This window comes from Hymenobacter daeguensis (genome assembly GCF_054780555.1).
Genome location: NZ_BAAGWC010000010.1, coordinates 1 through 22,941, shown reverse-complemented (window position 1 = coordinate 22,941; position 22,941 = coordinate 1). Strand labels below are relative to the sequence as shown.

The following is a 22,941-nucleotide window of genomic DNA, read 5'->3' as shown; positions in this document are numbered from 1 at the left end:
CTAATCCTTATTCGAAGCGGGTCCGGAGATGCTTCAGGAGCAGAAACTACTTAACTTCTACTTCAGCACCGGCTTCCTCGAGCTGCTTCTTCAGCGACTCAGCCTCGTCTTTAGCTACACCTTCTTTCAGGGGCTTGGGAGCACCGTCAACCAGTTCTTTGGCTTCTTTCAGGCCCAGACCGGTCAGGTCTTTCACCAGCTTCACAACAGCCAGTTTCTGGCCGCCGGCAGCCTTCAGGATAACGTCGAACGACGTCTTCTCCTCGGGAGCCTCTTCAGCAGCAGCGCCACCGCCACCAGCTACCATTACGGGAGCAGCAGCAGCCGGCTCGATGCCGTACTCGTCCTTCAGGATGCCTGCCAATTCGTTTACTTCTTTCACCGTCAGGTTTACGAGCTGCTCAGCGAATGCTTTCAAATCTGCCATTTCTGTAGATTGTTAAAAAAAAGTGTTGTTGAAAATTTGATTGGAGTGCGAAAAAGCAGCGGGCTTAAGCAGCCTCTTTTTCGCTGAGGGTTTTGAGGATGCCAGCCAGCTTGTTGCCGCCGCTCGACAGAGCAGAGATAACATTTTTGGCGGGCGACTGGAGCAGGCCGATGAGTTCACCGAGCAGTTCCTGTTTGCCTTTGATGGTGGTCAGGCCTTCGAGCTGGTTGGCGCCGAGGTAGATGCTGGCATCTACGTAAGCACCTTTCAGCACGGGCTTGGGCTCAACACCGCGGGGGTATGCCTGCGACTTGTAGAAGTCGCGCAGCATTTTGGCCGGAGCCGAGCCGCTCTCCGTAGAGAACAGTACGCCCGACTGGCCTTTCAGCGCGGCGTCCATCTCCGACGTGTCGTGGCCGAGCGTATCCAGCGCCTTGCGGATGAAGGTGTTTTTGTACACCTTGTACTCCAGGCCGCGGTTGAACGCCAGACGACGGAAGTCGTTGATTTTCGCTACCGACATCACCGAAGCATCGACGATGTAGAACGAGTTGTGCGATTGCATCTTTCCGCTCAACTCATCCACGAGGGCTTGTTTTTCTTCCCGGGTCATGTTTGGTTGATTTAATTAGTTAGCGGAATTTACTTGGCTGTCTACCGGAACGGCAGGCGACATCGTGCTCGAGAGCGTGATGCTCTTGATGTACGTGCCCTTCGACGACGAAGGCTTCAGGCGACCCAGCGTCTGGATTACTTCCAGGGCGTTTTCGGCCAGCATTTTCGGGTCGAACGATACTTTACCAACCGAGCAGTGGATGATGCCGGTTTTGTCAACTTTGAAGTCGATTTTACCAGCTTTCACTTCCTGCACCGCCTTGGCGACGTCGGTCGTTACGGTGCCCGACTTCGGGTTCGGCATCAGACCACGGGGACCGAGCACACGGCCCAGACGACCTACCTTAGCCATTACGGCGGGCATGGTGATGATGACGTCGATGTCGGTCCAGCCTTTCTCGATTTTCGAGATATAGTCGTCCAGACCCACGAAGTCGGCGCCAGCGGCGAGGGCTTCGGCCTCCTTGTCGGGAGTAACCAGGGCCAGCACGCGAACGGTTTTGCCGGTGCCGTGGGGCAGGGTGGCCACGCCACGAACCATCTGGTCCGCTTTGCGGGGGTCCACGCCGAGGCGAACGTCGATATCTACCGAAGCATCAAATTTGGTGTAGGTAATGTCCTTCACCACGATTGCGGCTTCCACGAGGCTGCGCACTTGCGTCAGGTCGTGTTTGGCAAGGGCTTCCTTGCGCTTTTTGCTTACTTGTGCCATCTGTTCTTTTCTCCGTTTAATTATTCAGCAAAAGGAGAATCGCCCTTGATGGTAATGCCCATGCTGCGAGCCGTGCCGGCCACCTGCTTCATGGCAGCTTCCACCTGGAAAGCGTTCAAGTCAGGCATTTTGGTTTCGGCAATGGTACGCACCTGGTCCCACGTCACGGAGCCAACTTTGTTACGGTTCGGCTCTTTCGAGCCGCTCTGCAACTTGGCAGCTTCCATGAGCAGCACCGGAGCCGGTGCCGTCTTCACCACGAAGTCGAACGACTTGTCGGTGTACATGGTGATGAGTACAGGACAAACTTGGCCGGCTTTATCTTGGGTGCGAGCATTGAACTGCTTGCAAAACTCCATGATATTCAAGCCTTTGCTACCAAGTGCAGGTCCTACCGGCGGCGAAGGGTTCGCGGCGCCTCCCTTTATCTGCAGACGCAGATAACCTCTGATTTCTTTGGCCATTTGATTGGTTTGGCTGCGGCTCCTGCGTCGTAACTCGCGCTTGCCTCAGTTTAGTAAACTCCTGTTTGGAAGCCCCGCCGACCCGGAGCAATTAGCCGGCGTGGTGTTTTTTAGTATTGAGTAGTTAGTAGCAAGTAGTTAGATTAATGAGCAATAATTGTCTTACTACTCGATACTTCTTACTTGCTACTAGCTTATACTTCTTTTTCTACCTGAGTGTAGCTGAGCTCTACCGGCTGCGAGCGGCCGAAGATTTTCACGACTACGTTCAGCTTCTTACGCTCTTCAAATACCTCATCCACGTTACCGGAGAAGCCATTGAAGGGGCCGTCCACCACTTTCACGAGTTCGCCCACTACGTAAGGCTTGTCGAGGGTCGCATCGGCCTGCTGCTCGGCTTCATCCACGATGCCGAGGATGCGGTTGACTTCGGAGATGTGCAGCGGAACAGGTTTGTTGTTCGATGCGTCCTTCTTGTCTTTGTCGCCGAGGAAGCCAATCACGCCGGGCGTGCTGGTGATGATGTGGTCAACTTCCCCGTGGCCGAGGTCGGCGTGGATGATGATGTAACCGGGATAGAGGTTCCGCTCGCGGACGCGCTTCTTGCCGTTGCGCATCTCAAACACCTTCTCTACCGGAATCAGTACCTGCGGAACAAGCTCGGTCAGGTTGTGCCGACCGAGCTCCGTTTCGAGGTAATTTTTGGCTTTTTTCTCCTGGCCGCTCACGGAGCGCACCACGTACCATTTCAATTCGCCCATCTTGACTATTGATTAGCGAAACGAGTTGTAAAACGCTTTGAGTACCGACTCAAAGCTGACATCCATGACCCCTACTACGATGGCAAACACGAGCGAACCAATTAGCACCAGACCGGCGCTTTTTTGCAGTTCCGTCGTCGAGGGCCACGTCACGTTGTAGCGCATCTCTTCGATGGTGGTGCGGAAATAATTGCTCAGTTTGTCCATTGTGATGGGAAAAACAGCGTTGCCGCTGAAATAACATGGAGCGGACCAACTGGCCCAAATTGCACGAGTGGAGAGATTCGAACTCCCATCAAAGGTTTTGGAGACCTCTATTCTACCCTTGAACTACACTCGTTTATTGACATTTCCGAATAGCGCATTTCGCTAAAGGGAGTGCAAAGGTAAGAGAAACAGAAGAGAAAACAAATACTTGCTTCTGTTTCAGCGTAAAAAAGCCGCTCCCGAAGAGTCGAGAGCGGCTTTTTTATGCTGTTAAGTCAGCTTAGTCGAGAACTTCGGTTACCTGACCGGCACCTACCGTGCGGCCACCCTCACGGATAGCGAAGCGGAGGCCTTTCTCCATCGCCACCTTGTTGATGAGCTCAACGGTGATAGTGATGTTGTCGCCGGGCATTACCATTTCAACGCCCTCGGGGAGGGAGATGATGCCGGTAACGTCGGTGGTACGCAGGTAGAACTGCGGACGGTAGTTGTTGAAGAACGGCGTGTGACGGCCACCTTCCTCTTTCGAGAGAACGTACACCTCAGCCTTGAACTTCTGGTGGGGGGTTACCGAGCCGGGCTTGCAGATAACCATGCCGCGACGGATGGCTTCTTTTTCAATACCGCGGAGCAGCAGACCTACGTTGTCACCAGCTTCGCCACGGTCGAGGATTTTGCGGAACATTTCCACACCCGTAACCGTCGACTTCAAGCCGGCAGCAGCGCCCATGCCCAGGATGTCAACTTGCTCACCCGAGTTGATGATGCCGCGCTCAATACGACCGGTGGCCACAGTGCCACGGCCAGTAATCGAGAACACGTCCTCAACCGGCATCAGGAAGGGCAGGTCGGTCAGACGAGCGGGAATCGGAATGAACGAGTCAACCGCGTCCATCAGCTCGTTGATTTTGGGAACCCAGTTGGCGTCGCCGTTCAGGCCGCCGAGGGCCGAACCCTGGATAACCGGAATGTTGTCGCCGTCGAAGTCGTAGAACGAGAGGAGTTCGCGGATTTCCATTTCCACCAGCTCGAGGAGCTCGGGGTCATCCACCATGTCCACTTTGTTCATGAACACCACCAGCTGGGGAACACCTACCTGACGAGCGAGCAGGATGTGCTCACGGGTCTGGGGCATCGGGCCGTCGGTAGCAGCTACTACGAGGATAGCGCCGTCCATCTGGGCAGCACCCGTTACCATGTTCTTCACGTAGTCAGCGTGACCGGGGCAGTCAACGTGAGCGTAGTGACGGTTGGCGGTGGAGTACTCTACGTGAGCGGTGTTGATGGTGATACCACGCTCTTTTTCTTCGGGAGCATTGTCAATCGAAGAGAAGTCACGCTTTTCGGCCAGGCCCTGGTTTGCCAGCACCATCGTGATAGCAGCCGTCAGGGTCGTTTTGCCGTGGTCAACGTGGCCGATGGTACCGATGTTTACGTGCGGCTTGGACCGGTCGAAATTTTCTTTAGCCATTGTAAAGAGTTAAAAAAAGAGGTGGTGAAGTTTAGTTGAAGGTAAAATCGGAACCTACACGAAGAAAGCGAGACTCAGCCCCTACTGTAATAGAAAACTGTGCGTCGCTTGCCTGAGAGAACCGAGCCGGCGGCCGGAATTGCTCCGACCGCTGGACTTGTTATAATCTGAGCCATTTATGGGATTTGAACCCATGACCTCTTCCTTACCAAGGAAGTGCTCTACCACTGAGCTAAAACGGCTTATTCTAAAAGTGAGCGGGAGACGAGGTTCGAACCCGCGACCTGCAGCTTGGAAGGCTGCCGCTCTACCAACTGAGCTACTCCCGCAGATGGCATGGTAAATATAAGTGGGGGTAACAGGACTCGAACCTATGAACCCGAAGGAGGTGAGTTACAGTCACCCGCAATTGCCGCTATGCGATACCCCCAGTTTTGGTGCCTTCCGGCCGATTGCCAGATTGCGTTTCCCTTCCGATTTCCTGACTGCTGAACCAGTAGTGTTTCGTAAGGAGTCGCAAAATTAGGGTTTTTCTGACACAAGGCAAGGGATGGAGCAAAAAAAGGTTGTTCTTTTTTTGCCTATTTCACGGAACTCGCTTTTACATAAGGTTATAAAATGCTTTGAGCCGGTCATCGGTTTCCTTCTCCCGGATGTTCTGGAGCACTGCTTTGAGGCTGGGCATGGATGGCAGCAGCAGCGCAAGGCTCTTGTAGGCCCCCAAACGGATTTCGTAGCGTGGCGCATTGCGAGCGTAGTCTTCCAATATTTTGATGCCTTTGTCGCGCTCCACGGGCGGAATGTGGGTCATGAGCGTGCCGAAGGACTGGAAGTAGGCATAGAGGTCCATTTCGGTAACATCGGGCAGGCGGCGCAGAAACCACGGGTATTGGTCGAGGCCGCCGTTGAGGGCGTAGTAGCTGGCGATGGCCAGGATGAGCGGGCTGCTGGTGGTGTTTTCGATGGCCGCTACCTGCTGGCGGGTATTTGCTTCCGGCTGCTTGGCCAGCACTTCGAGGGCGGCAGCGGCTACCAGGGCCGAGCTGTCGGCGAGGGCAGCGCCGTAGAGAGGGCCGTAGCTGCCATCGGGAAAAGTGGCAAGCGTGGTAATGGCCTGGGCACGGACGCGGGAAACGGGGTCGGTGGTGGCGAGACGCTGGATGTCCTTGCGCATGCCTTCGGGCTCGGGGCCGCGGTAGCGGCGGAGGTGGTCGAGCGCAAGGCGGCGCACATTCCAGAATTTGTCGTTGAGGGCATTGCGGAGCAGGCTGCTCACGCTCATCTGGTCGGTTTTGTTCTGGAGCAAATCCAGCACTTCCGACTTTTGTTGATAGGTCTGGGCGTGGTAGAACTGGAAAACCAGCTCATCGGTGGTGCGCTCTTCATCGAACTGGGCCAGGAGCTGGCTTTCGTTGTCGAACTTGACGAGGTTGGGCTTTTGGCTGGCGGGCAGCTGAAAAGTCTGGTCGGCCCTGGTGACGGTGATGCGGTGCTCGGTGGGCTGGTTGCTGCCGGTCCAGACGGCCACGGTGACGGGTAGCCGATAAACGGGCTGGAACAGCGTATCCTGCGTTTGCTGCACGCGCAGGGCTACCTGGCCATTGGCGTAAGTGTGCGTAATGCGCAGCTCAGGGTGGCCGCGCTTGAGAAACCACTGGTTGAAAAACCACATCAGGTCCTCGCCGGTCGTTTCCTCGAATGCGTTGCGCAGCTTGGAGATTTCGACGCTGGACAGCTTGTTGCGGGTGAGGTAAAGATTGAGGGCGGCGAAGAAGGCCTCATCGCCCACGTACTTGCGGAGCATGTGCAGCACGCGGCCACCCTTGTCGTAGGAATGGCGGTCGAACATATCCTCCCGGTTGGTGTAGCGGTAGCGGATGAGGGGCTCGCGCTTGCTCTGGGCCTCTTCGAGGTAGTTGTTGATTTTGATTTCCTGCACGAGGCTGGCTTCGTCAGCCCCGTACTTGTGCTCGGCCCAGAGGTACTCGGAATAGTCGGCGAAGGACTCGTTCAGGGGCAGGTTGCTCCAGCTTTCGCAGGTCACGTAATCACCGAACCAGTGGTGGAACAGCTCGTGGGCGATGACGAACTCAGCCGTCTGGTAGTTGGCATCGAGCAGCTCGCGCCTGGTGGCCTGGATGGTGCTGCCGTGGGTGGTGGCGGTAGTGTTTTCCATGGCGCCGCTCACGTAGTCGCGCACGGCTACCTGGGCGTACTTGTCCCAGGGAAATTCGATGTTCAGCCTTTTGGAGAAGAAGTCCAGCATCTCGGGCGTGTGGCCGAAGGTGGCGCGGGCAGTGCCGGCGTATTTCGGCTCCACGTAGTAGTCGACGGGCTTGCCGTGCCAGGAGTCGCTCACCACGGCGAAGTCGCCCACCACCATTGTGGCCAGGTAAGGCGCGTGGGGCTGGCTAAGCTTCCAGGTGTCGGTGCGAGTGCCGTCGGCATTGGCGTGCGAGGACGTGAGCAGGCCGTTGGAAAGCGTTTTGAACTGCTTTTCCACCGTCATGCTGATTTCCTGGGTCATCCGCTGGTTGGGCTTGTCGATGGTGGGGAACCAGCAGGAGCTGCCTTCGGTCTCGCCCTGCGTCCAGATTTGGCGGGGCTTGTTTTTCTCGGTGCCCAGCGGGTTGATGAAATACAGGCCCTTGTCGGAGGTAATGGCGGCCGAGCCGCCCTGCGGCAGCTCGTTGGGCTTGGCCACATACACGATGCGTACCTGATAGGGCGTGGTGCGCGGGTACGGGTGGTCGAGGGTGATGACGAGCTTACGGCGGTTGTAATTGTAGTTGAGGTTCTTATTCTTTTTGTCGCCAACTAATTCTACTTTCTGAATATCAAACCCTTTCGCATCCAGCACCAGTTCGCTTTGCGGGTAGAAGTGCGAGCGCAGCGTGAGCACGGCCGTGCCCAGCAGGTATTGCTTCTTGTAGTCGAACCGCACATCGAGCTTGGTATCGAGCACTTCGGTGAGGATGGTGGCGGCGGGCTGAACCGGGGCTTCGGCCGGCAGCCAGGAGGGCACGACGAGGCCGGCCGACGCAGGAGCCGGTGGCGGAGCGGGCGCGGTCTTTTTATGAACGGGAGCTTTGCTTGGCGCTTTGCCCGAGGTAGACGGGCTTTTCTGGCCAACTGCCAGCAACTGTGCGCACAACATCAGGGTGGTAAGGCCTGGAACCAGATACTTCATGCCAACAACAACGGGCGAAAAACGCCTCAATTTCCGAATTAATTTGAGATTTGGGCTACCTTTAACCCCGCTTTAGCTGCGGCCTCGCTGGTTTCCGAACTCGCCCGCAAGCTAACGATTACACCACCACGCGGCTGCTATCCCACCTAAGCCATTTTCAGATGTTTCAAATAAGCACCGGCACTTCTCAGGTATGGGAGGTGGAATATCGCGCCGCCAATGACGTGACCCTCAACGGCCAACCCTTTGCCTGGGACCTGGCCGATTTGGGGGCCGGCCGCTTTCACATTCTGCACGAAGGTCGCTCGTATAATGCGGAAGTGGTGGAAGCCGACTACGCCGCCAAGACCATTGCGCTGAAGCTGAACGGCCAGCGGGTGGAATTGCAGGCCAAAGACCGGTTCGACCTGCTGCTGGAGCGCCTGGGCATGAGCAACGCCACCGCCACGAAAATCAACGAGTTGAAAGCCCCCATGCCCGGCCTCATCGTAGATATCCGGGTGCAGCCCGGCCAGACCGTGCAGAAAGGCGACCCGCTGCTGGTGCTGGAAGCCATGAAAATGGAGAACATTCTGAAAGCCCCTGCCGATGGCACCGTGGGCAGCCTGAAAGTGAGCCTGCGCGACAACGTGCAGAAAGGCCAGGTGCTGGTGCAGTTTGCCTAGCCAGCCTCCCAATCAATTACCCCGACATACTCAACCACTCCGACTTGAAATACAATCGCATCCTTCTCAAGCTCAGCGGCGAAGCGCTGATGGGCCAGCAGCAGTACGGCATCGATGCCGAGCGGCTGATGCAGTACGCCTCCGAAATTAAGGCCGTGGCCGCGACGGGCGTGCAGGTAGCCGTCGTGATTGGCGGCGGCAACATCTACCGGGGCGTGGAGGCCGAAGCCTTCGGCCTCGACCGCGTGCAGGGCGACTACATGGGCATGCTGGCCACGGTCATCAACTCAATGGCTTTGCAAAGCGCCCTGGAAAAGCTGGAAGTAAGCACGCGCCTGCTCTCGGGCCTCACCATTCAGCGGGTGTGCGAGCCGTATATCCGGCGGCGTGCGGTGCGGCACCTAGAAAAAGGCCGCGTGGTGATTTTTGGGGCCGGCATCGGCTCGCCTTATTTCACGACAGACTCGGCCGCTTCGCTGCGGGCCATTGAGATTGAGGCCGATGTGGTGCTGAAAGGCACCCGCGTGGACGGCATCTATACTGCCGACCCGGAGAAGGACCCGACGGCCACCCGCTTTGCCGAAATCACCTTCGATGAGGTGCTGGCGAAAAACCTGAACGTGATGGACATGACGGCCTTCACGCTGTGCAAGGAGAATAATCTGCCCATCATCGTGTTCGATATGAACACCTCGGGCAATCTGGCCCGCCTGCTCGATGGCGAAGCAATGGGCACGCTGGTCCACGCGGGCGGCACCGGCGCGGGCCGCGACGGCCGCAAACCCATGCTCGACGCCAAGCAGAGCCTGCTGCAACCGCTGGTGGGCAACCAGTCGGAGCAAGCGTAAAGAAATCTTGAACGCTGAGGTTTGCGGGTTGAATCATGAATCAGTATTTCGGCCTCAACTCAACGTCTTTCAACATTTAACCCTCAAAATTCAACCCTTCCAACTAAGATGGACGAAGAAATTCAGTTTTACCTTGATGAGCTGGCCGAGTCAATGACCAAGGCGCTGGCGCACGTAAACGTGGAAATGAGTCGGATTCGGGCGGGCAAGGCCTCCCCGGCTATGCTCGACGGCCTGCGCGTGGACTACTACGGTACGCTCACGCCCATTGGCCAGATTGCGAACGTTACGGCCCCCGACGCTCGCTCGCTGTTCATCAAGCCCTGGGAGAAGAACATGATTAGCGAAGTCGTTAAGGCCATCAAGAACAGCGACCTGGGCCTGAACCCGATGTCGGATGCGGAAGGTGTGCGCCTGAACATTCCGGCCATGACCGAGGAGCGCCGCCGCGAACTGGTGAAGCAAGCCAAAAACGAAACCGAAGCCGGCAAGGTGCGTGTGCGCGGCATCCGGAAGGATGTGAACGAGTCGCTGCGCAAGCTGCTGAAGGAAGGCGCATCGGAAGATGCCATCAAAAGCGCGGAAGAAAAAGTGCAGAAAACCACCGACACGTACATTGCCGAGGTCGATAAAGTCCTCAGCAAGAAGGAGGCAGAAATCATGACGGTGTGATTTGGCCTATTGCCGAATGAAGAAGCCCGGCGAATTATCGTCGGGCTTTTTTGCTGTTTGGGAAGTTACCGCAACGGTACGCAGAGCTGTCCTATCGTACCAATTCGGCTTCGACGGCGGCGGGCACCAGGTAGCGGATGCTGCGGCCGGTGCGGAGGCTTTCGCGGATATAAGTGGCGGAGATGTCCAACAGCGGCGCTTCCATTACCTGCACGCGGGGGAATGCGGCCAAATCGGAGATGGGATTGCCGGGACGCGGGTACACGTAGATATCGACTTCGGCCAGCAGACGGGCCGATTCCTGCCAGCGCGGGAGGCCGGGCAGATTATCGCTGCCCATGAGCAGTACGAAATCGTGCGCGGGGTGGCGCCGACGTAAGGCATCGAGCGTGGCGATGGTGTAGCTGGGGCGCGGCAGGCCGAACTCAACGTCTTCGGCGCGCAGGCGGGGGTTGCCGGCAATGGCCAGCTGTACGAGGTGCAGGCGCTCGGCTTCGGGCCGCAGGTCGGCGGCTGCTTTGAAGGGATTGTGGGGCGTGACGACGAGCCAGACTTCGGCCAAATCGGTGCGCGTGGCGAAGTGCTCGGCCAGAATCAGGTGCCCGACGTGAACGGGGTTGAAGGAGCCAAAAAGCAGGCCGATGCGGGCCATGCTACACGATGGCCGGCTCGGCGCTGATGAACTGGCGCACCAGCTTCTCGGCGTGGTCAGAAGCTTCGTCGAGGTTGTCGTTGACGACGGTTACGTCGAAGCGGCTTTCGAACCCGAGCTCGAAATTAGCCTTGTAAATCCGCGAGGAAATGCTGGACTGTGAGTCGGTGGCGCGGGCCTGCAAGCGCTGCTCCAGCACTTCGATGGACGGCGGGCGGACGAAGATGGCCAGCGCCCGGTCTTTGTAGAAGTCCTTGATGCTGAGGCCACCTTTCACGTCCACATCGAGAATGGCGTGCTTACCGCTGTCCCAGATGCGCTCAATCTCGGACTTCAGCGTGCCGTAGAACGCACCTTCGTACACCTCTTCCCACTCCACGAACTCGTCGTTGCGAATCTTATCCTGAAAATCCTCAACCGAGATGAAGTGGTAGTCCTTGCCATTCACTTCGGCCCGGCCGCGACGGTCGCGGGTGCAGGCCGAAATAGAAAAGCTAAGCTCCGGCAGCCGGTCCATGAGCCGGTGCACGATGGTGGTTTTGCCAGCGCCCGAAGGGGCCGAAAACACAATGATTTTGCCTTGCATCGCGCAAAGCTAATCTCAAATGCCCGGTATTAGGCAGTGATGGCACCTACGCGGGCCAGAATGGCATCGTGCAGGCTGGCCGGAATGGGCTGACGGCTCACGCGCTGGTTCAGGAAGCTAACGAACACGCGCTGTTTTTCGATGCTGTCGAAACAGGGCGAGCAGTCGGTGGCGTGGTCGTAGAGGTAGTCCTCGTCTTCCATGGTCACGGGCTGGCCTTCGATGAGTTGGTCTAGTACAGTATTCACTCGTTCGCAGTCGGGGCCATTATCGGGGGAAAGGGCAATGGGGGCCGACGTATTGGTTTGTGTAGTAGCAGATTGGTTCATAAGTGAAAAGCAAAATATGGAAGGCGTGAGCAAGCGAAACCCGCAAGAGCACCGCCGGGTGCCCTTGCTGCTGACGTTAATTATTATCGTCCTCGGTTAGTTCCGTTTCGTTGTCAATTGCATCATTGCCATATCCCATTGATTGGGCGTATTTCTCCAGCTTATCCTTGAGAAAATTGCGGGCGCGGTGCAGCCGCGAACGCACCGTACCAATCGGAATATCAAGCACTTTGGCCATCTCCTCATAGGTGAAGCCTTCGAGGTCGCAGAGGATGATGACGGTGCGAAAATCGACGGGCAAAGAATTTAGCGCGCTGGCCACTTCGTCGCCAATCAGGTCGCGGGCCGACTGCTGGCGCATGTCGGACGACGAGGCCCCGATTTCGCCTTCGGCTTCTACGTCGTCGGGGTTGTAGTAGCCTTCTATTTCGCTGTAATCGACCTTGGCGGGCTGCTTGCTTTTCTTGCGGAAGTCGTTGATGAACGAGTTCTTGAGAATGCGAAAAAGCCAGGCCTTGGCGTTGGTACCGGGCTCGAAGTATTCGAAAAAGCGGTATGCCTTCAGGTACGTCTCTTGCACCAAGTCGTTGGCATCGTCCTCGTCGAGGGTGAGCCGATAGGCAAAGTTGTAGAGCGGGTCGAGCACGGGCATAAGCTCGGCCTGAAAGCGCCGGTCTTTTTCCTCTTTGCTCAGTTTGACCCGTTCGGGAGAATCGCTCATACAGGGGCGGGGGAAGTTGCAGGCCGAAACCTACGAAGGAATAGGGAATTGGGACAAATATGGCGTGCGTAAGCTACTCGGATTGAGTGGGTGGCCGGGTTGCTTCGCGCTGAAGTCGCTCGCGGAACGTAGCTGCTGGTGATTGATTGATTGAAAACCCAAAACCCGCCTTGCCCAACGTGCGGCGCATTGCCGGATGTACGGATTGCAGGCGCGGCTAGGTTGCGCGAAACGCTATATGCAGCAAACTAACTGGCCGAATACGCCATTGTTCGGGCCTGAGGGTATTTATTGTGCCGCTGGCAACGGCGCCCAGGCCGCTACCCGTGCCGCTACTGCCGCAGCTTCGATGGCGCGGATGCAGGTGCAGGCGGCGGGCTGCCGGCGGCAGTCGTCACAATCGGGCTTGTCGAACACCATGAATTCGGCGTGCGGGCCCAGCGGGGCCCAGCGGCCGGGGTGCATGGGCCGGATGGGTGGGTACAGGCCCAGTGCGTGGCGGCCCAGCGCGGCGGCGAGGTGCAGCGGGCCGGTGCTGCCGGCCACCAGGCCATCGGCGGCGGCGATGAAGGCGATGAACTGCGGCAGGCCGAGCTGGCCGGTGAGGTCGGCGGTAATGAAGGCGGCGTTTTCCTGAAGCCAGGCGGCCAGCTCCTCCCCTTCTGCGGCCGTGCCGGTGACGAAAACGCGGTGGCCGGCGTGGTGCAGCATTTGAGCGAGGCGGCCGAAGTTATCGAGGCCCCACTCGCGGGCGCTGCCCCGGCTGCGCGGGTGCAGAATGACGTTGAACTGGCCGGGCCGACGCTGATTCAGCAGCTGCAGCAACGATGGAGCAACGGCTTCGGTGGCGTGCAGGTGCACCAGCCGGGCGACTTCGGCCAGCGAGGGCTCGGAGGTGTCGCCCAGCGGCTGGAGCAGCCGGGGGTTCAGCTGGGCTTCGTGCAGGGGCGAGTGGCGGCGGCTGAGGGCCACCAGCCGGTTGCAGGTCAGCCAGTGCTGCCAGCGGTTGCGCGTGCCGATGCGCAGGGGAATTCTGGCCTTCTGGGCGAGGCGGGCGAGGGTTTTATTCGGGAATACGTGGATGATGGCGGCGGCTTCGTAGGTTTTCAAAGCAGCTACCTGCGCGGCTTCGGGCAGCTTCACCAGCTCATCCAGGTTCAGAAAATCATCGACCCACGGGCAGGCCGCGGCTACCGGCGCGGTATAGGTGCGGCCGATGAGGACGACCCGACTGGCCGGAAAAAGCTGCCTGAGCCGTCCGCAAACCGGCAGCGTCAGCACCACGTCGCCGATGGCATCGGTGCGGGAGACGAGGAAGGTAAAAGGCTTGGTTTCCGGGCTCATGCTTCGGCGTGTTCGGTGCGGGTTTTGAGCTTGGCGAATTTCAGGAACACGCCCCAGGCCGAGATGCCGGCGATGCACAGGCCCGCAAACCCATCGAGCAGGCCCAGCCGAAAAAAGTAGCCGTGCACGAACTTCCAGAGCGGCTTGAGCAGCAGATGGAACAGCGTGACCCGGGTTTTGCCGCGCAGGGCCAGCTCCTGGGCCGTGATGCTGGTGAACTTGTTGAGCTGGCTGACGTGCTGCGCAATGCTGTGGTAGCTGTAGTGCAGGGCGTCGCCGGCGAGCGGGCCGGTGGTTTGGCCGGCGTTTACTTCGTAGCGCTCGTGCAGGAGCAGGCCGGTCCAGCGGCCCAGGCGGCGGTCGTAGAGGCGCAGCTTGCGGTCGGGGTACCAGCCGCCGTGGCGCACCCAGTGGCCGCAGTAGCTGGTGAGGCGGGCCATGGCATACGCGGCGTGCTGCCAGTCGGCCTTGGCGGCGCGGATGGACTGGCGCAGCTCGTCGGTGAGCACTTCGTCGGCATCGAGCTGGAGGACGTGGTCGAACCGGGCCTGGCTGGTGGCGTAGTTTTTCTGCTCCACGTAGCCGGCGAAAGCGTGCTGAATGACGCGGGCCCCGTGCTGGCGGCAGATGGCCACGGTGGCATCGGTGGAGAAGGAATCGACCACGAGCACGTCGTCGGCCACGTCGCCCAGCGCCTGGAGGCAGCGGGCAATGTTGGCCGCTTCGTTGAAGGTGATGATGACGACGGAGAGGGAAACGGGCATGGGCCGGCAAAGGTACGTGGCCGCTCAATGCGCGGCGGCGGCCATATTTGCCGGGGCGGCCTGCTGCCCGGTTCTTATTGCCCATCCCAATGCCTGCTTCTCTGCCTGAGTGCCGCGCTTACTATCTGGCCAAAGGCTGGCGCATTTTCATGTGCGTGGCGGCCCCGCTGCTGATACTGCTGCTTGTGGGAATGCCGCTGCTGTGGTGGCTGGAGAAACCCATGCCGCTGTATGTCGCCCTCTACTGCCTGCTGCCGCTGGGCTTCGGGCTGCTGTTCCTGTACGGGTTGGCGGAGGCTATCTGGGGGCGCGTCGTCCTCACCCCCGAGGGCATTACGGAGGTGAGCACCCTGGGCCGGCGGCAGCTGGCGTGGGTCGAGATAAAGGGCTACCGCATCAGCCGCAACTACCTGCGCCTGCTGCCCGCCGACACGCGCAGGCGCTCCGTAAAAATCGGCCTGCTCACCGATGACATATCGAAAATTATTGACTGGGTGGCCGAGTATTATCCCAATCTCGGCCCGGCACCGGAGCAGCCGGCGGCCGGGCCCCGGCTCGTTCCCTTTGCCTCGCCGGAAATGCAGACCGCGCACGACCGGCAGCTGGCGGAGGCGCAGCAAACGGCCCGGCTGCTCAACTATGCCAGCTGGGGGGCCGCGGCGTGGCTGCTGTTTTACCCGGTTCTTTACCAGCTGGCCATCACGGCAAGCCTGCTGCTGCCGGTGGCGGCCGTGGCGGCCCAATGGCTGTACCCCGGCCTGCTGCGGCCCGACGAGCCGGATGCCGCCCCGGCCCCCGCGCTGGGCGTGGCCCTGATTATTCCGGGCGCAGCGCTGTTCATCCGCATGGCGCTCGATATTACGCTGGTCAGCACGGCGGCCATTCAGCCGTGGGCGTTTGGGGTTGGCGGGGGCTTGGCGCTGCTGCTGGTGCTGGGCAGCCGGCAGCATTTATTCGGCCGCGAGGCAGCCTTTGGCCAGGGCGTTATCATCCTGCTGGCGGCCGCGCTCTACGGCTACAGTGCGCCGGTTGCTTACAACACGGCGTTCGATGCAAATCCCGCTACCGATTACACGCCCGCGCTGCTCGCAAAGCGCATCAACCCCGACGAGCTGCCCGGCTTTAAGGCGCAGGTGCAGCCGTGGGGGCCTTTTTCCCACGCCAATGAGCTGCTGGTCGGGCGCGCCCACTACCACCAGCTACAGCCCGGCGACCGGGTGCGGGTGCGGCTGATGCCCGGCGAGCTGGGCATTGCCTGGTTTAAAGTGATAGCGCCCACCGATACCCCCTGAGCCCCTGTCGGCCGCCTGGGTCTGTGATTTTCTCGTATGGCAAGCCGCACTCCGTGCGTAACTTGCGCCCGCATTCGTTTTCCAACCCATGAAAAAAACGCTCCTCCCCGGTCTGTTGGCCGCTGCCCTGCTTTCGCTCACGCTGCCTTCGTGCGGCCCATCCACCTCGGATAGCGAGGATGACATCGTCACCGCCAAGCTGCCCGAGCTGCCCGCCGCTCCTGACACCACCAAGGGCGCCAAGCAGCCCGAGCAGTTCCGCGAGCTGAACGCGGTGAACGCCACGGAGGACATCAAGAAGATGCAGCCGCAGATGTAATCACTGATTTTTGCTGACTGACCGTGATTTCGCTGATTTTTTCGGCTACGTTGCGGGACGCAGGCTATTTGTCAGGTCGCCATTGCTTCGGCAGCGGCGGCCTGATTTCTTTTACGGGCTTTACCCAATACGTCTTTTTATGAACAACCACATTGTGCTGCGCCGGGGCGTGGAGGCCGATTTGCCGCAGGTACTGGGCCTGATTCAGGAGCTGGCTGCGTACGAGAAAGCGCCGGATGCCGTGACCAATACGCTGGCCGCCATGCGGCGCGACGGCTTTGGGCCGGACCCTATTTTCGGCTTCTTCGTGCTGGAAGATGACGAGGCCGGAATCGTTGGCCTGGCGTTGTTCTACACCGCCTATTCCACCTGGAAAGGCCGCATGCTCTACCTCGAAGACCTGGTGGTGACCGAGGCCGGCCGGCGCGGCGGCCTGGGCCGGCTGCTGTTCGATGCCGTGGTGGCCGAAGCCCGCGCCACCGGGGCCATGCGCCTGAAATGGCAGGTGCTGAACTGGAACGAGCCGGCCATTGCCTTCTACAAAAAGCTGGGCGCCCACATCGAGGACGAGTGGCTCAACGGCAACCTGGACGAAGCCCAGCTCAACGGCTACAACGTGAGCCCTACGGCAGCGGCAGCCATCGGCTAGCACCTGGCACCTTACCAAAAAACCGGTCATGCTTCGCCTACGCGCCGCATGACCGGTTTTTTTATCCGCACAGGCGGGGCGTTGGCTCATGCACGGCCTATTGCCGCACAAACTTGCGGGTGCCGGTGCGGCCCTGCGCATCCTGCCACCCCAGCACGTAGAGGCCGGGGCGCAGGCTGGGCAGGGGAATGTTCAGGATGCTCAGCCCGGCCAGGGCATTGAGGGCCGTGGTCAGCACGCGGCGGCCCAGGGCATCGTACACGCGAAAGGTGACCGCACCATCGGCGGTGGCGGGGTATTGCAGGCGCAGGAAAGCATCGGCTACGGGGTTGGGGAAAATGCTCACCTCATTGCCCTCGGTGCTGACCAGCGCGGGGGCCGCATTGTCGCGCGAGCCATCGGGGCGCAGCAGGCGCAGGCGGTAGTAGTGCAGGCCGGGCAGGGGCTGGGCATCGACCACCTGGTACTGGCCGGCGGCGGCATTGAGGGCCACCGTGCTCAGGGGCTGCCAGGCGGTGGTGTCGCTGCCGGCGCTGCGCTCTACCGAGAAGCCGCTCAGGAAACACTCGTCGCGGGTGGACCAGCTAACGGTAACGCCGGTGCCGGCCGCGTACTGCGCCCCAAAGCCGGTGAGCGGCGCGGGCAGCAGCGCCGGCCCGCCGCAGCCCAGGTTGCGGAAGCTGCGCACCCGCAGCACCTGCCGGGCCCCGGCAATGTCGCTGAGCGGATTGAGGCGGCGGCTGTTCTGGCCCCGCGTCACGGCGTAGTGCATGATGGCACCGGGCAGGTTGAGGTGCGAAAGCTGCTGGGCGTGGCCCAGCTCGTGCACGGCCACCGACTCAAAGTCAATCTGGGGGGTGACGGCCAGCGCCGGGCCGAACTGCCAGACCGTGGCATCGTCGAACTGCATATCGATTTCCTTCACCCAAAACACCACCTCGCCGCCCGGCGCGTAGCAGCCGCGGTAGTAGCTGGTGGTGCGGCCCAGCACCAGGGCCGGCAGCTCGGCTCCCTGGTCGAAGGCCACGACGTTCTGGCCGTCGTCGGCAATGGTGTTGACGGTGCTGGCGGTGCCGGCATCCCAGTTCATGCCCGACTGGCAGCGCCAGCCGGCCAGCGCCCGCTGCCAGGCCCCACCGGCAGCGGCGTTGAAGTTGGGGCCGAAATGAAAGCTGATGCCGCCCGCCGCATTCAGGGCAATGTGCTTGGGACGCTGCAGGATGGCACCGTCGGTGCTTTCCACGTTGGTGAGGGCATAAACGACGGTGAGCGGCGTGGCGGTTTCCACCCCAAACTGGTCGGCGGTGGTGACGCGCACCAGGCCGGAGCCCGCCGGATGGCCGCCGCTCGCCACCGAAGGCACCCGCACCTGAATGCGGGTATTCGACCACGAAAGGTAATCGGACTCGCGGGCGCTTACGCGGGTCGCGCCGCCGTCGTCGGCGTTCCGAAACTCGACAAAGCCCCCGCCCCGGCTGGCCCCGAAGCCGTCGCCGGTGATGGTGAGCACATCCCCGGTGCCGGCCGACAGGCTGGCGGGCGCAAAGCCGGTGATGGTGGGGGCCATGCCCCGCCGCCCGGGCGCAGCGGCCAGAGCCGGATTGGCCTGGAGCTGCAGGCGCGGCTGCCCGGTCAGGCGTGCTATTTCCTGATAGAAAGCCTGGTTGATGGCGGGGTACGTGCGAAATGGCTCGGCGGCCGTGCCATCGGCAGGGCTGTAGGCGATGAAGCCCTGCGCGCTGGCGAAGGGCGTGAGGGCGCGCGCGCCCGTGCCCGGCTCCAGGCCCGGCCAGGGCGCGGCCGTGAGGAAAAACACGCCCTGCTGGCCGGCTTTCAGCTCCAGGGTGTTGGTGAGACGCTGCTGGTCGAGGCCCACGCGGCCGCCTTCGGTGATGACGACCAGGCCGGTGGTGTCGGCGGGCTGGCCTTTGAGGATGGCAAAGGGCCGCAGCCGGTGCCGGGTAAACAGCCGGGTGTGGGCCGCATTCCAGAAGCCCCGGGCATCGAGGACTTCGGCCTCGATGACCAATGCCGACTGCCGGGCCCGCACGGCCGGCTCCAGCGGCAGCATCAGGCAGTGCAGCTCGGGAGCCTGGGCGGCGGCGGGCGCGGGGCCCGTCATTCCCCAGCCAGCGGCCAGGGCAAACAGAAGCGTAGTACGAGCAGAACGTAGGCGTAATGGCATAGGCACGGAAAAAAGCAGACGCCGCCGAAGATACGGAAAATGGGGGGCCGGCAACCTCAGCGGCCCGGATTGGCGGGCGGCGGCGTTTGCCGGCCGTGCTGCCGGTGCTGCCGCCAGTCGCGCCAGATAGCGCCCACGAACACGTTGAGCCGGTAGCTGAAGTACATGCCGTCGAAGTCGTCCTTGTAGTCGGTTTCGAGCACCGACTTGCGGTAGCCCACGCTGCCGCTCACGCCCACCCAGCGAAAAGGCTTCACCAGCACTGCCAGCCCCGCCTCCACAGGCACAAACAGGCCCCGGTTATCGACCACATTTTTGCCGTTCTGGTCGGTTTCGGAGTAGTGGCTGCGCCCGATGCCGGCCTCGATGGGCACGCTCAGCTCCAGCCAGCGGCGCTGGAAAAACACGTAGCTGACGTTGGGCGTGAGGTAGGTGAGGCTGAGCTGCGGCGTGAGGGTATCGGCTATTTTCCTGGTGCGCTTGCCGTTTTTGTATTGGTACACATACTGGTCGGCGTAGTCGCGGCGAAGTGTGTAGCCGCCCAGGCCCACGCGCCAGCGGTGGCCGGGCAGCACCACGCCCGCGTTCAGCCCGATGATATAGACCGCCGAGGACTGCACGAAGGAGTTGCGATTGTCGAGCGACAGCACGAAGCCCACCCGCCGCCGGGGCGGCCCGGCCGCTGCCGGGTGCGGGGCCACCGGCGCGGCCAGGCAGGCCGAATCGGCCGGCGCGGGCTGCTGCGCGGCAGTGGGCGCGGCGGCCAGCAGCCCCGCTCCTGTTGCAATTCCACGAATCGATTTACCCCAACCGGGCCACCGGGTAAAAAACGTCATACCATAAGCGCATTACTCATAATCAGCCATCTAAAGGTATGGCCGGGCTTCAGGCCCTACCAAAGACTGCCGATGGATGCGCAGGTTTAGTCGGCCAGCCGATGGCTATTGCCCCACGGGCGCGGGCTGCGGCTGCCGGGTGGGCGCGGCGGGCGCTACGGCGGGCCAGCCGTCGGCATCATAATCGAGCTTTTCGAGGATGAGGACGCGGCGCGAGTAGCCTTCCGCGTCGTCGATGGCGTCGAAGGTGGGCTGGCGTGGGTCGATGGCGTGGCAGGCCAGCCAGTCCTGGCCGGCCGCATCGGTGATGACGCAGTTGTGGCCGGGGGCGTGCCAGTGGGTGTTGGCGGCCAGGAGCGGCAGGGCCCGGGGTTCGAAGGGGCCGGTGGCGTGGCGGGCGCGGGCCACCAGCACGGCGTAGTGGGCGTGCGGCCCGCAGCAGTTATCGCCCGAGAAAAACAGGTAGTACCAGCCGTGGCGGTAATGCACCCACGCGGCTTCGACCAGGCGGTGGTAGTCGGCGGGGTTGGCAGCACCGCTGGGCTGCACAACGGCCTGCGCCACGCTGCCGGGCCGGAAGCCGAGGCGGTCGGCGGCCAGCTCGCGCACCCAGATGGGGCCGAAGCCCGAGCCCCAGTACAGCAGCCGCCGGCCGGTGGCGGGGTCGTCGAACGCCATGGGGTCGATGCAGGTGAAGCCGGGGCCGGGCAGCAGCGGCTGGCCGCTGTCCACAAACGGGCCGGCGGGCGCATCGGCCACGGCCACGGCCAGGCTGAAAAAGTCGGCTCCATCGGGCCGGGTGGAGTAGTAGAGGTAGTAGCGCCCGCCGTGCTCGCTCACGTGCGGGGCCCATATTTTCTGGCTTTGCCGGGCCCAGCCGGGTTTCTCGGGCAGGCCCTCGCCCAGGTACTCCCACTGCACCAGATTCTGGGAGCGGGCCACCTGCAGGTTGATAATGCCGCCGGCGCGCCGGGTTTGGGTGCCGTAGGCGTAGTACCAGCCGTCGGGGGCGCGAAGGATGGCAGGGTCGGGAAAGTTGTCGTCGAGGACGGGATTGGTGTACATGAGCGGCGGGCGGAAAATAGAGGGAGCGGCCCGGGTGGCGCCATCGGCTGCTGCTGCAGCCATACGCAGGCTGGGGCCACATCGTCGAACGTGGCCAATGAATGGCCCGGGCCCGCCAGCCGGATGGGCAACTTGCTGCCCGCCGGCGCTAGCTTTGCAGGCTGTTTTGTGCCGTAGCATTTATCCGGCTTTATCCATTGTCCACTTTCTCTTTTCAATTTCTCTGTATGCTCAAAAAATGTCTGGTGCTGCTGGCGTTGTGCTGCGCGCCGTTTAGCCTGCTGGCCTGGGGCGTGATGGGCCACCGGGCCGTGGCCCGCATTGCCGAAAACCACCTCACCCCTGCTGCCCGGCGCGAAGTGTACCGCCTGCTGGGCACCGAAACCCTGCCCCTGGTGAGCACCTGGGCCGACGAGCTGCGCGGCGACCCCGCCTACGCCAATACCGCGCCCTGGCACTACCACAACACGCCCGCCGGCCTCGACTTCGCCGCCTTCACGGCGCTGCTCAATGCGAGCCCGGTGCCGGAAGTGCCCACCAATGCCTACCAGGCCCTGCTGCGCGCCCGCCAGGACCTGAAAGACCCCAGGAAAACCGATGCCGAAAAGCTGGTGGCCCTCAAGTTTCTGGTGCACCTGGTGGGCGACGTGCACCAGCCCCTGCACGTGGGCGGCCACGCCGAAGACAAGGGCGGCAACGACATCAAGGTGACGTGGCGCGGCAAGGACGAAACCAACCTGCACAGCATCTGGGACAGCGGCCTGCTCGACTACACGGGCTTCACCTACACCGAAATGGCCACGGCCTACGACCACGCCACGCCGGCCCAAATCAAGCAGTGGCAAAAGGACGACGTGACGACCTGGCTCTTTGAGTCGTATCAGCTGTGCCCGGCCATCTACGCCAGCGCCGTGGCCAACCCCAAGTTCGACTGGCACCTCTACCCCACCTTCGGCCCCACCACCCAGCAGCAGATTCTGAAAGCCGGCATCCGGCTGGCCGGCGAGCTGAATGAGATTTTCGGGAAGTAGGCAGCCGCGTCAGCCCCCCTGCTACCGCAAAAGAAGCCCCGGCCGCGCAGGCAGCCGGGGCTTCTGTGCGTAGTAGCAGTGCTCCTACCCCACCAGCGCCGGCCGCCGGCCGAACCACGGCCGGGCCTGCTCCAGCTGCCCGGCCAGCCGAAACAGCACGTCCTCGGCGCCCAGCCTGGCAATGAACTGCACGCCGCAGGGCAGGCCGTCGGCGGTCCAGTGCAGGGGCACCGACATGGCGGGCTGGCCCGTGAGGTTGGCCACCTGGGTGTAGGGCGTGCGCTCCAGGTTCTGCTCGGCCAGCTTCTCCACGATGCCGGAGCGGCGAATAAGGCCGCCCAGGCCGAAGGTGTTCACCAGCTTCAGCAGGCGCTGTTCCAGCGGCTTGGGCTGCAGCTCGCCGATGCGAACGGGCGGCGTGGCCAGGGTGGGCGTCAGGAGCAGGTCGTAGGTTTGGTGAAAGCGGCCCATGCGGCGGGCGTGGTCGTTCCAGGAGTGGCGGGCGGCGGCGAAGTCGGCGGCGGTGTAGGTGCGGCCCAGCAGGCCCAGCAGCCAGGTGGTGGGCTCCACGTCGCCGGGCCGGGCGGGGCGGCCCAGGTGCTTGCCCAGGGCCGCGATGCTGGCCCCGGTTTCGCCAAAATACAGCATCAGGAACGCCGAGGCCACGGCCCGGCCGTCGAAGGGCAGCGGCACTTCTTCCACCGCATGGCCCAGGCTTTCGAGCAGCCGGGCCGCTTCCAGCACGGCGGTGGCGCATTCCGGGTGCAGGGCGCTGCCCAGCGGGTGCCCCAGGCTAAAGCCGATGCGCAGCCGGCCGGGGGCCCGGCTCACTTCTTCCAGATAGGGCCGCGCCGGGGCAGGCAGGAAGTACGGGGCGCCCGCATCGGGCCCCTGCGTGGCATCGAGCAGGGCCGCGCTGTCGCGCACCGAGCGGCTGAGGACGTGCTCCACGGCCGCGCCCTGCCACTTTTCGCCCTGCTCCGGCCCGGTGGGCACCCGGCCCCGGCTGGGCTTCAGGCCAAACAGCCCGCAGCAGGCCGCCGGTATTCTTATCGAGCCGCCCCCATCGCCGGCCCCGGCCACCGGCACCACGCCGGCCGCCCCGGCATACACCGCGCCGCCGCTGCTGCCGCCGC

General features: G+C 61.9%; 25 protein-coding genes and 4 tRNA genes. 7 read left to right on the top strand and 22 right to left on the bottom strand.

Annotation, left to right across the window (positions count from 1 at the left end):
- Positions 1–46: 46 nt before the first annotated feature.
- The 12 genes from rplL to ACYVHT_RS12560 form a co-directional block, all read right to left on the bottom strand.
- Positions 47–427 carry a ribosomal protein bL12 gene (gene rplL, locus ACYVHT_RS12615; RefSeq protein ID WP_460552072.1) on the bottom strand — a complete coding sequence of 127 codons (381 nt, stop codon included), beginning with the start codon at positions 425–427 and terminating at the stop codon, positions 47–49.
- A gap of 64 nt (positions 428–491) precedes the next feature.
- Positions 492–1,040 (bottom strand): 50S ribosomal protein L10, encoded by a 549-nt coding sequence (gene rplJ / locus ACYVHT_RS12610; RefSeq protein WP_460552069.1) that lies wholly within the window; start codon positions 1,038–1,040, stop codon positions 492–494.
- A gap of 15 nt (positions 1,041–1,055) precedes the next feature.
- A complete protein-coding gene (rplA, locus tag ACYVHT_RS12605) occupies positions 1,056–1,754 on the bottom strand; it encodes a 50S ribosomal protein L1 (protein WP_460552066.1) in 699 nt (232 codons plus the stop codon).
- Positions 1,755–1,774: 20 nt separating this feature from the next.
- The gene (rplK, locus tag ACYVHT_RS12600; protein WP_198067444.1) at positions 1,775–2,218 is read right to left on the bottom strand and encodes a 50S ribosomal protein L11; all 444 of its coding nucleotides are present in this window, start codon (positions 2,216–2,218) and stop codon (positions 1,775–1,777) included.
- 194 nt (positions 2,219–2,412) lie between these two features.
- Positions 2,413–2,979: a transcription termination/antitermination protein NusG gene (gene nusG / locus ACYVHT_RS12595; RefSeq protein ID WP_342297541.1), complete on the bottom strand. Its 567-nt coding sequence runs from the start codon at positions 2,977–2,979 to the stop codon at positions 2,413–2,415.
- Positions 2,980–2,991: 12 nt separating this feature from the next.
- Positions 2,992–3,186 carry a preprotein translocase subunit SecE gene (secE, locus tag ACYVHT_RS12590; protein WP_201985341.1) on the bottom strand — a complete coding sequence of 65 codons (195 nt, stop codon included), beginning with the start codon at positions 3,184–3,186 and terminating at the stop codon, positions 2,992–2,994.
- A gap of 62 nt (positions 3,187–3,248) precedes the next feature.
- A tRNA-Trp gene (locus tag ACYVHT_RS12585) sits at positions 3,249–3,319 on the bottom strand.
- A gap of 147 nt (positions 3,320–3,466) precedes the next feature.
- On the bottom strand, positions 3,467–4,657 hold the full coding sequence (gene tuf / locus ACYVHT_RS12580; RefSeq protein ID WP_460552061.1) for an elongation factor Tu: 1,191 nt from the start codon (positions 4,655–4,657) through the stop codon (positions 3,467–3,469).
- Between the two features lie 170 nt (positions 4,658–4,827).
- Positions 4,828–4,899, bottom strand: a tRNA-Thr gene (locus ACYVHT_RS12575).
- Positions 4,900–4,913: 14 nt separating this feature from the next.
- A tRNA-Gly gene (locus ACYVHT_RS12570) sits at positions 4,914–4,986 on the bottom strand.
- A gap of 21 nt (positions 4,987–5,007) precedes the next feature.
- Positions 5,008–5,087, bottom strand: a tRNA-Tyr gene (locus tag ACYVHT_RS12565).
- A gap of 171 nt (positions 5,088–5,258) precedes the next feature.
- A complete protein-coding gene (locus ACYVHT_RS12560) occupies positions 5,259–7,682 on the bottom strand; it encodes a M1 family aminopeptidase (RefSeq protein ID WP_460552058.1) in 2,424 nt (807 codons plus the stop codon).
- 326 nt (positions 7,683–8,008) lie between these two features.
- On the opposite strand from ACYVHT_RS12560, the gene ACYVHT_RS12555 reads away from it, so the two are divergent.
- The 3 genes from ACYVHT_RS12555 (at position 8,009) to frr (ending at position 10,032) form a co-directional block, all read left to right on the top strand.
- Positions 8,009–8,512: an acyl-CoA carboxylase biotin carboxyl carrier protein subunit gene (locus tag ACYVHT_RS12555; protein WP_460552055.1), complete on the top strand. Its 504-nt coding sequence runs from the start codon at positions 8,009–8,011 to the stop codon at positions 8,510–8,512.
- 44 nt (positions 8,513–8,556) lie between these two features.
- Positions 8,557–9,360, top strand: a complete 804-nt coding sequence (gene pyrH, locus ACYVHT_RS12550) for a uridine monophosphate kinase (RefSeq protein ID WP_460552051.1) — start codon at positions 8,557–8,559, stop codon at positions 9,358–9,360.
- Positions 9,361–9,468: 108 nt separating this feature from the next.
- Entirely contained in the window at positions 9,469–10,032 is a 564-nt protein-coding gene (gene frr, locus ACYVHT_RS12545) for a ribosome-recycling factor (RefSeq protein ID WP_460552048.1), read from the top strand.
- Between the two features lie 91 nt (positions 10,033–10,123).
- Here the strand turns inward: frr and nadD are convergent, their stop codons facing one another.
- The 6 genes from nadD to ACYVHT_RS12515 form a co-directional block, all read right to left on the bottom strand.
- Positions 10,124–10,684, bottom strand: coding sequence for a nicotinate-nicotinamide nucleotide adenylyltransferase (gene nadD / locus ACYVHT_RS12540; protein ID WP_460552045.1), 561 nt, complete (start codon positions 10,682–10,684; stop codon positions 10,124–10,126).
- 1 nt (position 10,685) lies between these two features.
- Complete coding sequence (gmk, locus tag ACYVHT_RS12535) at positions 10,686–11,270, bottom strand: guanylate kinase (RefSeq protein ID WP_460552042.1); 585 nt, start codon at positions 11,268–11,270, stop codon at positions 10,686–10,688.
- Positions 11,271–11,299: 29 nt separating this feature from the next.
- Positions 11,300–11,599 (bottom strand): hypothetical protein, encoded by a 300-nt coding sequence (locus ACYVHT_RS12530; RefSeq protein ID WP_460552039.1) that lies wholly within the window; start codon positions 11,597–11,599, stop codon positions 11,300–11,302.
- A gap of 76 nt (positions 11,600–11,675) precedes the next feature.
- A complete protein-coding gene (locus ACYVHT_RS12525) occupies positions 11,676–12,320 on the bottom strand; it encodes a sigma-70 family RNA polymerase sigma factor (RefSeq protein ID WP_460552036.1) in 645 nt (214 codons plus the stop codon).
- Between the two features lie 288 nt (positions 12,321–12,608).
- Positions 12,609–13,664: a glycosyltransferase family 9 protein gene (locus ACYVHT_RS12520; RefSeq protein ID WP_460552033.1), complete on the bottom strand. Its 1,056-nt coding sequence runs from the start codon at positions 13,662–13,664 to the stop codon at positions 12,609–12,611.
- Positions 13,661–14,428 (bottom strand): glycosyltransferase family 2 protein, encoded by a 768-nt coding sequence (locus ACYVHT_RS12515; protein WP_460552030.1) that lies wholly within the window; start codon positions 14,426–14,428, stop codon positions 13,661–13,663. Before ACYVHT_RS12515 ends, ACYVHT_RS12520 begins: the two co-directional genes overlap by 4 nt.
- Positions 14,429–14,517: 89 nt before the next feature.
- Between ACYVHT_RS12515 and ACYVHT_RS12510 the strand changes: the two genes are divergently transcribed.
- The 3 genes from ACYVHT_RS12510 to ACYVHT_RS12500 all read left to right on the top strand — a co-directional run bounded on the left by ACYVHT_RS12510 (position 14,518) and on the right by ACYVHT_RS12500 (position 16,688).
- Entirely contained in the window at positions 14,518–15,720 is a 1,203-nt protein-coding gene (locus ACYVHT_RS12510; protein ID WP_460552027.1) for a PH domain-containing protein, read from the top strand.
- A gap of 88 nt (positions 15,721–15,808) precedes the next feature.
- The gene (locus ACYVHT_RS12505) at positions 15,809–16,039 is read left to right on the top strand and encodes a hypothetical protein (protein ID WP_460552024.1); all 231 of its coding nucleotides are present in this window, start codon (positions 15,809–15,811) and stop codon (positions 16,037–16,039) included.
- Between the two features lie 139 nt (positions 16,040–16,178).
- Positions 16,179–16,688: a GNAT family N-acetyltransferase gene (locus ACYVHT_RS12500; RefSeq protein WP_460552021.1), complete on the top strand. Its 510-nt coding sequence runs from the start codon at positions 16,179–16,181 to the stop codon at positions 16,686–16,688.
- A gap of 97 nt (positions 16,689–16,785) precedes the next feature.
- On the opposite strand, the gene ACYVHT_RS12495 is transcribed toward ACYVHT_RS12500, so the two are convergent.
- The 3 genes from ACYVHT_RS12495 to ACYVHT_RS12485 form a co-directional block, all read right to left on the bottom strand.
- A complete protein-coding gene (locus ACYVHT_RS12495; RefSeq protein WP_460552017.1) occupies positions 16,786–18,873 on the bottom strand; it encodes a matrixin family metalloprotease in 2,088 nt (695 codons plus the stop codon).
- A 56-nt stretch (positions 18,874–18,929) separates the two neighbouring features.
- Positions 18,930–19,709, bottom strand: a complete 780-nt coding sequence (locus ACYVHT_RS12490; RefSeq protein WP_460552014.1) for a hypothetical protein — start codon at positions 19,707–19,709, stop codon at positions 18,930–18,932.
- A gap of 105 nt (positions 19,710–19,814) precedes the next feature.
- On the bottom strand, positions 19,815–20,774 hold the full coding sequence (locus tag ACYVHT_RS12485) for a glycoside hydrolase family 43 protein (protein ID WP_460552010.1): 960 nt from the start codon (positions 20,772–20,774) through the stop codon (positions 19,815–19,817).
- A gap of 227 nt (positions 20,775–21,001) precedes the next feature.
- Here ACYVHT_RS12485 and ACYVHT_RS12480 point away from each other — a divergent pair, with 227 nt between their 5' ends.
- The gene (locus tag ACYVHT_RS12480; protein WP_460552007.1) at positions 21,002–21,805 is read left to right on the top strand and encodes a S1/P1 nuclease; all 804 of its coding nucleotides are present in this window, start codon (positions 21,002–21,004) and stop codon (positions 21,803–21,805) included.
- Positions 21,806–21,889: 84 nt separating this feature from the next.
- Here ACYVHT_RS12480 and ACYVHT_RS12475 read toward each other — a convergent pair.
- Positions 21,890–22,941 (bottom strand): amidase (locus ACYVHT_RS12475; protein WP_460552004.1); only part of this gene is annotated, 1,052 nt, incomplete at its 5' end.